Here is an 11,326-nt window from a genome sequence, read left to right on the forward strand (position 1 = left end):
CCTCCCGACCCGCCCGAACCGTCGGAGCAGGCGCCCGCGGCGAGCGCCACGACCGTCAGCAGCGCGGCCAGCCGGCCGGGTCCCGTCGCCCGCCTCACCGCCGGCCTCCCCGCTCGCCCTCGGCCCGGTCCCGTTCCCGGGACCGCTCCAGCTGCGCCGAGGCGTCCGCCAGCTCCCCGGAGAGCGTCCGGACGGTCTCGGCCATCGACTCGGTGGCCTGCGCCTTGTAGGTGTCGATCGCGTCGAGCGTCCGGTAGATCTGCTGGAACGCGGCCCGCAGCGTCTCGACGCCGACCGCCGGGTCGGCGGCGATCCGCTGGATCTCGCCGCTCTGGGTGGCCAGCATGTCGGCGTTGGCCCGCACCAGGTCCTCGGTCGTCGAGCGCAGCGCGTTGACCTGCTCGGTGACCTTGCGCTGGTTCTCCAGCGCGGCCGAGAGCATCACCCCGATCCGCAGCGCGGAGACCGTGGTGGTGGCGGCCCGCTCCACGCCCTTGACCAGCTCGTCGTTGTTCCGCCGCACCACGTCCATCGCCAGGTATCCCTGGGCGCAGACCGCGAGTTGGGTCAGCAGGTCCTGGTGCTTCTGCCGGACCGGGAACAGCACGTCGGCCCGCACGGCCGCCGCCCGCTCCGGGTCGGTCGCCTCCAACGCGTCGACGCGTCGCTGGAGTTCGGCGTCCAGGGCCTCGGTGAGCACCGCGTACTCCTGGAGCTTGCCCATGGTGTCCCAGAGCCTGGACCGCTCGGTGTGCAGGGCGGCGCTGTCCCGGCGCAGCTCGTCCTGGCCGGAGCGCAGCGCGCGCACGATCTTCTGCAGCGTGCCCTGCGACGAGGCGTAGCGGGCCAGGTGGTCGCGGAACCGGTTGCCGCCCGGCAGCCTGGACAGCAGCCGGCGCACCCCGCCGGCGGCCGAGTCGCGCGGCTCCAAATCCTCGACGGTGCGGCGCAGTTCGACCAGCGAGCCGGCGACCCGGGACTGGGCGTCGCCCGCCTCGCCGCCCGCGCCCTTGGCGAGCGAGCGGACGCTGCGCTCCAGCATCCGGTTGGACTGCTGGGCGGCGGCCCGCATCTCGTCGCCGCCCAGCGCCGTCACCTCGCCCACCCGGGTGGTGAACTCCGGTGAGCGGGTGTCGAGTTCGGTGAGCGAGTCGACGTAGGCGGCGGCGCGGCGGGCCAGCTCCTCGCGGGCCGCGGCGTCGACCGGGACCAGTCCCGAGGCCTGCTCGGCCCGCACCTCGGGCACCGGGTCAGGCGGGGTGAGGATCAGCGGGCTGTCAGAGCCGGGTGGGGTCAGCTCGGGCATGGTGGTCAGTTCCCTTCCGAGCGGCCCGTGGCGCGCTCCGCCAACTGCCGCAACACGTCCGTGGTGGGCGGCGGCGCCTGCCTGACGCCGGCGAGGCCGGCGTCGAGGTAGGCGACGTGCTCGCCGGCCGCCTCGGTGAACTCGGCGGTGGCGCCCTGCGGGCGGAAGCCGTGCCGGACCGCGAGCCGCCGCAACTCCGAGTCCTCGGTGAGCAGTTGGCCGAGTTCCCGGCCCTCCTCCGACAGCGGCACCAGGGTGTGGTCGCTGGAGACGGTGGTGTCCGGGTAGAGCACGACGACGTCGCCGGGGTCCTGGCCGGCCATCAGCAGCGACCCGATCTGCGACTCGTAGGCGAGCACCAGCGGGTTGCCGATGCCGCTGACGAAGTCCCGGAACGGCCCGTCGGAGCTGGGCTGTTGGGTGCCCTGCACCTGGACGAGGGCGCGCAGCAGCGGCGTCACGCGCTCGACGCCCTCGGCGTCGGCGACGACGGTGCCGTCGTTCTCGACGTAGGAGGCGGCGGCCAGGTAGAGGGCGCCCGAGTTGGAGGTCAGCGGGTCGGTGCTCGACACGTAGAGCGCGCCGGCCAGACCGTCCTGCGGGTCGGCCCCCGCCAGGTCGCCCCAGGCGCGGCCGTCGCCGACCGCGGCCAGGAACGGCTCCATCGCGAGCAGTCCCCGGTGCTCGTCGGCCAGGGTGGCGAGCCCCTCGGCCGCCAGCACCTCGGCCGCCGCGCCGCGTGCCAGCACCACGAGCGGCGAGTAGAACGGCCGCAGCGGCGCCCCCGGCGACTCGGCCCGCGCCGCCAGTTCCTGGGCCGGCCCCTGGCTGGACGGGAAGGCGAAGTCGTAGCCCGCCATGTCGACGCCGTCCATGGCCCAGGACCCGACCGAGTCGGTCCTGACCTCGAATCCGCGCTCGGCCAGCGCCTCGATCACTTCCGGGTCCGCGAAGAACTCCGCCTTCTCGGACCCGATCACGCCACGCACCGTCGTCGTGGCCGTCCCCCCGTCGTCGCGCCCCTGCACGAGGGCGACGGCTACGCCCCCGAGCAGCAGCGCCGCGAGGACGATCCCCCATATTCGTCGCACGGTCGAAGCGTCCTCACAACGCCCCACATATACACGGCCGTTGGGTGACGAGAAGATGTCGGGGTGATGTCGACGTGGGGGTTGACTGTTGGGCGATGTGCGGTTTTCTGGGATGACGTGCACCTGCCATTTTGACGTGTGAGCGATTCCGAGCGAGAGGGCAACACTGGTGATCTCCTCCGTCCTCCGGCGCCTGGCCGCCGCCGTCGCGCTGGCCGCCCTGGCGCTGGCCGCGCCGACCCCCGCCGTCGCGACCCCGTCCGCCTCGCCGGTCGTCGCGGGTGACCCGTCGGCGGCCGCCACCATCACCTGGCGGCTGGAACGCGCGGCCAACCCCACCGCCGACCAACTCGACGCCTACAACCGCATCACCAGCGCCATGAACGCGGCCGTCGCCCGCTACAACAACCTCAGCGGCGGCCTCGGCAAGTCCATCACCGTCCGCTACGACCCGAGCGTGCCGACCGCCGACGGCAACATCAACGGCACCATCCGCTTCGGCGCCAACCGCTCCTACATGAGCGAGCGCACCGCCCTGCACGAGATCGCCCACACCATCGGCGTCGGCACCAGCGCCGGCTGGAGCCGCCTGGGCGGCGGCGGCACCTGGACCGGCGCCCAGGCCACCGCGCTCGTCCGCCAGTACGACGGGTCAGGCGCCGTCCTCTCCACCGGCGGCGGCCACTTCTGGCCCTACGGCCTCAACTACGACAACGAGTGGTCCACCACCAACGCCGACCGCCACGTCCGTATCGTCGCGGCCATGGTCGCCGACGGCCTGTAGCCGCTCGCCGTCGCCCCGGGCCGTCGTCGTCCGGCCCGGGGCGACGCCGCGTCAGCCGCCCGCCCCCACGAAGTGCGCGACGGCGGCGCCGGCCAGGCCGAGGAAGGCCACCGGGAAGGCGATGTTGTGGAACACCCGCGCCCGCACATGGGCGTGGACGGCGCCGACGAAGAACAGCAGCAGGCCGACGGCCGCCGCCAGCCCGACCAGTCGCCACCCCGACAGCCCGACCACGAGTCCCACGACGCCCGCACCCTCCAGCAGCGCGAGGTACGGGATCCACTCCGGGCCCACGCCCACCTCGGCGGAGTTCCGCGTGACGAACCGGGCCCGGGCGAGCTTCGCCCCCACCTCGAACCCGTTGGCGACGACGCAGCAGACGGTCAGGACCAGCGGCCAGTCCGTCCACCCCGCGACCCCGGTGACTATGCTCAAGGTGCCTCCTCGGGCTGCCGTGTTCGTCGGATCTCGGTCTCTCTCACCCACCTGACGTCGAGCGGGCACGAGAGGTGACCCCTGTGGAACTCGTCGAACACTTCGAGGCCGCCAGGCCCCGGCTGATGTCGCTGGCCTACCGGATCGTCGGCTCGCACCACGACGCCGAGGACGCCGTCCAGACCGCCTGGACGCGGGCGCAGACGGCGGACATGGCCCAGGTGACCAACCCGGACGGCTGGCTCACCACGGTGACGGCACGGCTGTGCCTCGACCAGCTCAGGGCCCGCCAGCGGCGGGCCGAACTCCCGCTGTTCTCCGAAGACCTCGACCCCGTGGAACTGGCGGCCGACGAGGCGTTCCTGCGTCGCGAGAACGTGTCGAGGGCGCTGCTCGTACTGCTCGCCGAGCTGTCACCGCGGCAGCGCGTCGCGTACGTGCTGCACGACCTGTTCGCCCTCCCGTTCGACCAGGTGGCACCCGTACTCGACACCACCCCGATCTCCGCGAAGAAGCTGGCCAGCCGCGCGCGCCTCAGGCTCCGTGGCGCCCGACCGGCCGACCCCGGTCACCACGCGGAACACGCGGAACGCACGGAGCACGCGGAGATCGTCTCCGCCTTCCTGGCGGCCGCCCGGGGCGGCGACATCGCGCGACTGGTCACGCTGCTGGCTCCGGACGCCGTCCGCACGGCACATCCCCGGCTGCTGCCGGCGGACGCGCGAGCCGTCGTCCACGGGGCCACGGCCATCGCCGAGGAGACGAGCGCCTTCGCCGACCGGATCGCCACCGCCGTCCCGATCCTCGTCGCCGGCCACCCCGGCGCGGTCATCGCGCCCGGCGGCCGCCCCTACGCGGTGATCAGGTTCCGTGTCAACGGCGGACGGGTCAGGCGGATCGACATCACCCCGTACCGCTCCGCAGTTCGTAGTGGAGCCGCTGGTGCCGGGCGCGCATGGTCATGATCTCGGCCTGGACGGGCCGGTGCGCGTCGTCCAGGGTGACGCGGGTCAGCCGCAGCACCGGCTCGTCGGGGCCGGCACGGAGCAGTTCGCGTTCCTCGTCGGTCGGCATCCGGGCGGTCACCTCCTCGCGGGCCAGCACGCCCACGTGTCCCAGCTCCGCCAGCAGCGTGACCGCCCCGCCCCGGATCCTGGCGGTGCCCGCCAGCCGGGTGCCGGCGGCGATGCGCGCCGGGTAGTAGGTGTCGGTCGACTCGCAGGGCTGGTCGTCGAGATACATGATCCGGCGGCGCACGACCACCGGGTCGCCGGCCGGCACGCCGAGCAGCTTCGCGACCTCGGCCGACGCCGGCACCTCCCCGGCGTGCACCACCCGCTGCGTCCCCCGCCGCCCCCGCGTGGCCGCTTCGGCGCCCCACACATCCGACGGGCGCGGGCCGAGATACGGCGCCGACGTGCTGCCGCGGGTGACCGCCCAGCCGGTCTCGGCGGCCCAGGACTCGGCGACCGCGACGACCAGGTCGACGACGGGATCCTTGACGTCGGCGTAGACGCCGATGTCGTCGACGGCGCCCGCGAGGACCTGCTTGAAGCCGGCGTAGGCGGGGACCGCCTCCGGATGGGCCCGGAACCAGTCGCGGAACAGCAGCGCGAGCCGCTCGTTCGGGGAACCGACGACGCGGACGTGCAGGTTGACGTCCCCGCCGGCGTGCCCACGCCGGGTCCACAGCCGCTTCGTCCAGCGCGCCGGGTCGTCGTCGCGTCCGGCCGGGACGTGGTCCTGCTGGTAGGGCGATCGCCGGAAACCCCGGTCGGCCAGGGGCCGGTCGAAGGCACGCTCGGCGTCGTGGAGATCGCGGACGCCGACCTGGAGGTCGAAGACCGGCTTGGCCGCCATGCCGGGGATCGCCGTGCTGCCGATGTGCTCGACGCGCAGCGCCAGCGGCGCGAGGGCGGAGCGCAGCTCGTCCGCGAGAGCGAGACCTCGCGCCTGCCAGGCGGGGTCGTGGTCGACCACGACGGGCGCGAGCGGGGTGTCGTTCGCCATCCGATCAAGTGTAGGGAACGGGCCGTCGGTCGCCGTCCGCGCCCGCCGCACGGCTGCGGCGAACGAACGCCGGACGCTTTCGATACCGCGCAGTCGACGTCACGCCCCGTAATGGATCCTCGGCGCCTACGGCTGTCCTGCCGAGCGTACGGCCGGTGCCTCGCCGGACGCCTCAGGGGCGAACTCGTACTGGAGCTCGTAGAGGTGGCCCGCCTTGATCATGACGCTGGCCTCGATTGGCCGGTCGTCGTCGCTGTAAACGACGCGAAGCGTCCGCAGCACCGGCAGGCTGCTGGGGAGTTCGAGCAAGGCGAACTGGTTTTGGGTCGGTACCCGCGCGGAGACGCGGTCGACGCTCAGCCGGGGAGGATGGCCGAGTTCGGCCAGGAGGGTCGGGGTCCCGCCCTTGATCCTGCGGCGCTCCATCAGGGCGGTGCCGCGAGCGATGCCCAGCGGGTAGTAGGACGAGACGATCTCGACCGGTTCGTCGTCGAGTATGAGTACCTGGCTGCGCAGCAGCGTGGTGTCACCTGCGGCGAGGCCGAGCGCGGTCGCCACGTCGGCAGGAGGCACAGCTTCCCGTACGTCGAGCAGCTTGCTTCGGGCTGTGGCGCCCAACCTCTCGACTTCGGTGAGCCATCGGTAGGTTTCGCCGGTCGGGGCCGGGGCCATGGAGGAAGCCGGGCGGATGGTGCGCGAGCGGCGTTCACGGACGGTGACTGCGGCACCCGGTCGGCCGACGACCAGCCGTTCGTCCTTGAGCAGGTGCAGGGCTTTCTGCACGGTCGCGTTCGAGGCGCCGAACCTGGCCTTGAGCTGTGTCGTGGAGGGAAGCTTCGCGCCCGGGGCCAGATCACCGCTCAGAATCTCGTCGCGCAGATCCGCCGCGATCCGTTCGTGTAGGGATCGGCGGTCAGGGGCGTTGGTGTCGGCCATGGGCGGAGGTCATCCAATCCGCAGTTCGTAGCGCAGTCGCTGATGTCGGGCGTACATGGTCATGATCTCGGCCTGGATGGGCCGGTGCGCATCGTCCAATGTGACACGGGTCAGCTGGAGCACTGGCTCTCCCGGTCCGGAACAGAGCAGTTCGCGCTCTTCCTCGGTCGGCATGCGGGCGGTCACCTCCTCGCGGGCCAGCACTCCCACATGTCCGAGTTCGGCCAGCAGGGTGACCGCTCCGCCGCGGATCTTGGCGGTGCCCGCTAGCCGGGTTCCGGCGGCGATGTGTGCCGGGTAGTAGGTGTCGGTCAACTCGCATGGCTGGTCGTCGAGATACATGATCCGCCGCCGGACTACCACTGCGGCGCCAGCTTCGACGCCCAGCAGTTCCGCCACCTCGGACTGTGCCGGCACCTCACCGGCATGCACCACGCGCTGGGTGCCGCGCTGCCCGCGGGCTGCGGCGTCAGCACCCCACATATCCCCAGCGCCGCCCTTAGGCGGCGCCAGGTAGGGCACCGACGTAGTGGTCCAGCCGCCGCTCATTCGTCCTCCTCGATGGACTCGTCACTCGTACACGGTAGGCCACCAGCCCCTCACCGCAACCTTGCTGCTTTTCGCGAATAGCGATACTGTTTGGCGTGCTGCCCGCGTGGTCGGCGCGATGCCCTGGGAGGCCACGTGACCCCCTGGCAACGGCAGGCGCCGTCCAAGTGCAGGGCCTCCAGCGATCAAGGAGCTGATGACATGAGCGACATTCCTCCGCCTCGAGCCGGGGAACCGGCTCTGGCTCTCGACGTGGGCGCCACCGCGCGCGACGCATCACGCGACGAGGTCGGTCGGGTGATGGCGCTTGAGTGTGGGCGGGTGTGGTTGCGGCCGTTGGGTGGTGGTGTGAGTGGGCCGCGCGGCCGGGAGACGTGGCGCCGGTGGCGCTGAGTGAGAGGAACGGTAACCGACATGGCAGCGGATCCGGGAGACGACGAACCCACGGACAGTGAACAGTCCGGCGGCTGTGGAGACGGCGACGGCTGTGGACGCCAGTAGCCCGCACGACGGCCGGCCCCCGAAAGGGGGCCGGCCCCGGCCGCACTTCCATGCCTACCGCTGGACCGGCGACCGCCGCACCTACGACCGGGAAGGCCCGCGCCGGCCGGGCTCGCCGGAGTTCGCGGACAACCCGTGCACCCCCATCCTCATCGCCAACTGGCTGCTACGACCGGCACGCCACGTCACCGCGACGTTCCACGACGCCGACGCGGCCGTCCAGTGGTTCGAGGAACAGATCACGCGCGCCGCGCCCGGCTTCGCCGCGCCGCAGGAGCGAGAGCCGGAACGACTCGCCGCGAAGATCGCCCACGTCCGTGACACCCTCCGCCGGGGAGGCGACGCGCACGCCACTTGGTATGTCCAGGCGACCGGCTACCTCACCCTCGACCTCGTCGGCTGCTCACCGAACCGGAACCGGTCCCAACTGCCGTGTCCCGCCCGTGAGCTGCGGTGACTGGCGAAAGCGCGCGGTTCGGGTGGCGACCGGCCGGCGTCGAACATAGCGTGTGGTCTCGACCACCCCCCGAGAGCGACACCCACGCGCACCAGGACGAGGAGCAGCATGACCGACGAGCCGTCGTATCCCGACGCGGCCGCCCGGGCGCAGATCGACATCAGCGTGCCGCATTCCGCCAGGATCTGGAACTACTGGCTGGGCGGCAAGGACAACTACGAGGTGGACCGGGTCGCCGGTGACGCGTTCCGGGACGTGTTCCCGGGGATCGTCGACGGTGCCCGCGCCGCCCGTTACTTCCTCGCCCGGGCCGTGCGGGTCCTCGCCGGCGAGGCCGGCGTGCGGCAGTTCCTCGACATCGGCACCGGGCTGCCGAACGTCGACAACACCCACGAGATCGCCCAGCGCGTGGCTCCCGAGTCGCGGATCGTCTATGTCGACAACGACCCGCTGGTGCTCGCCCACGCGCGTGCCCTGCTGGTCAGCTCCCCGGAGGGCGAGGCCGGCTACATCCACGCCGACCTCTACGAGCCCGACGGCATCGTGGCCGGCGCCAGCGAGACGTTGGACTTCGAGAAGCCGGTCGCGCTCATGCTGATGGGCATTCTCGGCCACATCGAGGACTACGAGCAGGCCCGCGCCATCGTCAAGCAGCTGGTGGACGCGCTCCCGTCCGGCAGCTACCTGGTGCACTACGACTCCACCAACACCAGCCAGGAGTACGTGGAGGCCATCGGCCGCTACAACGGCGGCGGTTCGGTGCCGTACATCCTCCGCAGCCCCGAGGAGATCGCCCGCTTCTTCGACGGCCTCGAACTGCTGGAGCCCGGCGTGGTCTCCTGCTCCCGCTGGCGCCCCGACGCCCTCGCGTTCGGCCTGCCGGCCGAGGTGCACCAGTACGGGGGCGTGGCCAGGAAGGTGTAGCACGGCGCTCGGGAACTCACGCCCGCCCGCTTCCGACCACCGGAGTGAGGCCGCGAACCGCGTGGTCCGGTGCGATGCGGGAGCAGGCGATGTCCGTCACCGAGTCCAGTGAGTCCACCGAGACGCCAGACGTCCGAACGACGCCGCCCGGTCGGTCCACCGGCTGGGCGGCGCTGCGTCCGCTCGTGCTGCGGCTGCACTTCTACGCCGGCGTGCTGATCGCCCCGTTCCTGCTGGTCGCAGCCGGCAGCGGGCTGCTGTACGCCGCCTCGTACCAGTTGGAGAGGCTCGTCTACGCGGACGAGCTGCGGGTCCCGGTCGGCGACGGCGTGGAGCTACCGCTCTCCCAGCAGGTCGAGAACGCCAGGGACGCGTACCCGGAGGGCTCGATCTCCGCGATCCGGCTGTCGCCGGGAGCCGGTGAGACCACCCGGGTGCTGCTCGCCGGGGTCCCCGACGTCGACGACGACAAGACGCTCGCCGTGTTCGTCGACCCCTACACGGGCGAGGTGCGGGGCGCGCTCGAACAGTACGGCTCCACCGGGGCGTTGCCGCTCCGCACCTGGATCGACGAACTGCACCGCGACCTGCACCTGGGCGAGGTCGGCCGGCTGTACAGCGAGTTGGCCGCCAGCTGGCTGTGGGTCGTGGCCGGCGGCGGGCTGTTGCTCTTCCTGGCGCGCTGGCGCGCCCGCCGTGCCAGGGGCGCCGGCGCGGCGGAGAAGCGGCCGGCCACCGGCCGGCGGCGCACGCTCGGCCTGCACGGCACGCTGGGCGCCACGGTGGCGGCCGGCCTGTTCTTCCTCGCGGCCACCGGCCTGACCTGGTCCGCCTACGCCGGCGCCAACGTGACCGAGCTGCGCTCCTCGCTCGGGCAGTCGACCCCGGACGTCTCCCCGACGATCGAGGGCGCCGCGGAAACCACCCCGGGGCACGAGGGGCACCCGGACGTGTCGGGAGAGGCGGGCGGCGGCGACCGGCCGGCCTCCGGGCTCTGGGTCGACGAGGCGCTGGCCATCGCCCGCGCGCAGGGGATCGACAACCCGGTGGAACTGGTGCCGCCCGCCGACGCCGAGTCCGCCTACGTGATCCGCGAGGTCCAGCGTGCCTGGCCCACCAAGCAGGACGCCGTCGCCATCAACCCGAACGGCGGCGAGGTGCTCGACGTGGTGCGGTTCGACGACTACCCGCTGCTGGCCAAGCTCAGCCGCTGGGGGATCGACCTGCACATGGGGACGCTCTTCGGCCTGGTCAACCAGATCGCCCTGGGCACCCTGGCGCTCTGCCTGATCACCATGATCCTGCTCGGCTACCGGATGTGGTGGCAGCGCGGAAGGGGCGGGGCCTTCGGCCGGCCGCTGCCGCGCGGCGCCTGGCGCCGGGTGCCGCCGGCGTTGCTGTGGCCGCTCGTCGCCTGCGTGGCGCTGGTCGGCTGGTTCCTGCCGCTGTTCGGCGTCACCCTGCTCGGCTTCCTGCTGGTCGACACGGTGCTCGGCCGGGTCGAGGGGGCGCCGGCCAGGTTCGGCGAGGGGCGTTAGCCCCCGGGTGACGAGGCCGACAGCCGGCACCCGGTGCGTCCGGGTGCCGGCCGTCGGCTGTTCACCAACGACGTCTCATAAACGACGTCTCACCAACGACGTCTCATAAACGACGTCAGCGCTCCGCGAGTTGGGAGATCAGCGCCTGCCTGGCCCGAGCCACCCGGGAGCGGACCGTGCCCACCGGGCAGCCGGTGGCGCGGGCCGCCTCGGCGTAGGGCAGGCCGAGGATCTGGGTGAGGGTGAAGGCGGTCGAGCGGTCCGTCGGCAGTTCGGCGAGCAGTTCGGCGAGGGCGACGCCCTCCTCGAAGCCCGGCTGCGCCCGGCACTGGGCGCCCTCCACCGCCGTCAGCCAGTCCGCCGTGTCGGCCAGCCGGGGCCGGGACCGCTCGTAGCGGATCCGGTCCACCACCGTGCGGCGGGCGATCGACAGCAGCCAGGTGCGGGCCGAGGAGCGGCCCTCGAACGCCGGCAGGCTGCGCAGCGCGCGCAGCAGGGTCTCCTGGGTCAGGTCCTCGGCGGCCTGCGCGTCACCGCTCAACCGGGTGACGTAGCGCAGGAGATCGGTGCGGACCGCCCGCACGAAGCGCTCCGTGGCGTGCCGGTCGCCGGACCTGGCGGCCAGCGCCCAGTCGGTGACGGTGCGGTCGTCCCACCGTGTGCCGGGGTCCGTGTGGTGGCGTGGCGCGGTGAGTGTGGTCGTGGTCAACGTCCCTGTCGCCTTTCACGAGTCCACGGCCGCGAGCGGGCCGTGGACGAGGGGGGGCCGGGACGACCCGCGAGCGGGGACGGGGA

12 protein-coding genes and 1 pseudogene are annotated in these 11,326 nt (G+C 72.7%); 5 read left to right on the plus strand and 8 right to left on the minus strand.

The genetic code is table 11. From position 1 onward, the window contains the following. Positions 1 to 94 precede the first annotated feature (94 nt). Positions 95 to 1,306: a toxic anion resistance protein gene (locus tag E1283_RS22105; protein WP_132819864.1), complete on the minus strand. Its 1,212-nt coding sequence runs from the start codon at positions 1,304 to 1,306 to the stop codon at positions 95 to 97. Positions 1,307 to 1,311: 5 nt separating this feature from the next. Then, the gene (locus E1283_RS22110; RefSeq protein ID WP_341829947.1) at positions 1,312 to 2,397 is read right to left on the minus strand and encodes a hypothetical protein; all 1,086 of its coding nucleotides are present in this window, start codon (positions 2,395 to 2,397) and stop codon (positions 1,312 to 1,314) included. A 169-nt stretch (positions 2,398 to 2,566) separates the two neighbouring features. Between E1283_RS22110 and E1283_RS22115 the strand changes: the two genes are divergently transcribed. After that, positions 2,567 to 3,181: a hypothetical protein gene (locus E1283_RS22115; RefSeq protein ID WP_243745008.1), complete on the plus strand. Its 615-nt coding sequence runs from the start codon at positions 2,567 to 2,569 to the stop codon at positions 3,179 to 3,181. Between the two features lie 51 nt (positions 3,182 to 3,232). On the opposite strand, the gene E1283_RS22120 is transcribed toward E1283_RS22115, so the two are convergent. Next, complete coding sequence (locus tag E1283_RS22120) at positions 3,233 to 3,616, minus strand: DoxX family protein (RefSeq protein WP_243745009.1); 384 nt, start codon at positions 3,614 to 3,616, stop codon at positions 3,233 to 3,235. 83 nt (positions 3,617 to 3,699) lie between these two features. Here E1283_RS22120 and E1283_RS22125 point away from each other — a divergent pair, with 83 nt between their 5' ends. Then, complete coding sequence (locus E1283_RS22125) at positions 3,700 to 4,581, plus strand: sigma-70 family RNA polymerase sigma factor (RefSeq protein ID WP_132819866.1); 882 nt, start codon at positions 3,700 to 3,702, stop codon at positions 4,579 to 4,581. Here the strand turns inward: E1283_RS22125 and E1283_RS22130 are convergent. The 4 genes and pseudogenes from E1283_RS22130 to E1283_RS22140 form a co-directional block, all read right to left on the minus strand. Then, complete coding sequence (locus E1283_RS22130) at positions 4,520 to 5,098, minus strand: GntR family transcriptional regulator (protein ID WP_132819875.1); 579 nt, start codon at positions 5,096 to 5,098, stop codon at positions 4,520 to 4,522. The genes E1283_RS22125 and E1283_RS22130 overlap by 62 nt on opposite strands. Before the next feature lie 6 nt (positions 5,099 to 5,104). Then, positions 5,105 to 5,626: pseudogene (locus E1283_RS38895) on the minus strand (GrpB family protein); the annotation flags it as partial. 126 nt (positions 5,627 to 5,752) lie between these two features. Continuing rightward, positions 5,753 to 6,562 (minus strand): GntR family transcriptional regulator, encoded by an 810-nt coding sequence (locus tag E1283_RS22135; RefSeq protein ID WP_132819867.1) that lies wholly within the window; start codon positions 6,560 to 6,562, stop codon positions 5,753 to 5,755. A gap of 9 nt (positions 6,563 to 6,571) precedes the next feature. Then, positions 6,572 to 7,111: a GntR family transcriptional regulator gene (locus E1283_RS22140; protein ID WP_132819868.1), complete on the minus strand. Its 540-nt coding sequence runs from the start codon at positions 7,109 to 7,111 to the stop codon at positions 6,572 to 6,574. Between the two features lie 487 nt (positions 7,112 to 7,598). Between E1283_RS22140 and E1283_RS22145 the strand changes: the two genes are divergently transcribed. The 3 genes from E1283_RS22145 (at position 7,599) to E1283_RS22155 (ending at position 10,531) form a co-directional block, all read left to right on the plus strand. Beyond that, positions 7,599 to 8,069 carry a hypothetical protein gene (locus E1283_RS22145; protein ID WP_132819869.1) on the plus strand — a complete coding sequence of 157 codons (471 nt, stop codon included), beginning with the start codon at positions 7,599 to 7,601 and terminating at the stop codon, positions 8,067 to 8,069. Between the two features lie 108 nt (positions 8,070 to 8,177). Next, positions 8,178 to 8,993 carry an SAM-dependent methyltransferase gene (locus E1283_RS22150; protein WP_132819870.1) on the plus strand — a complete coding sequence of 272 codons (816 nt, stop codon included), beginning with the start codon at positions 8,178 to 8,180 and terminating at the stop codon, positions 8,991 to 8,993. Between the two features lie 89 nt (positions 8,994 to 9,082). Further along, on the plus strand, positions 9,083 to 10,531 hold the full coding sequence (locus tag E1283_RS22155) for a PepSY-associated TM helix domain-containing protein (protein WP_132819871.1): 1,449 nt from the start codon (positions 9,083 to 9,085) through the stop codon (positions 10,529 to 10,531). A 115-nt stretch (positions 10,532 to 10,646) separates the two neighbouring features. Here E1283_RS22155 and E1283_RS22160 read toward each other — a convergent pair whose 3' ends face one another. Then, positions 10,647 to 11,240 (minus strand): sigma-70 family RNA polymerase sigma factor, encoded by a 594-nt coding sequence (locus tag E1283_RS22160; protein WP_132819872.1) that lies wholly within the window; start codon positions 11,238 to 11,240, stop codon positions 10,647 to 10,649. Positions 11,241 to 11,326 lie beyond the last annotated feature (86 nt).

The organism is Streptomyces hainanensis, from assembly GCF_004348415.1.
Lineage (GTDB): Bacteria > Actinomycetota > Actinomycetes > Streptomycetales > Streptomycetaceae > Streptomyces > Streptomyces hainanensis.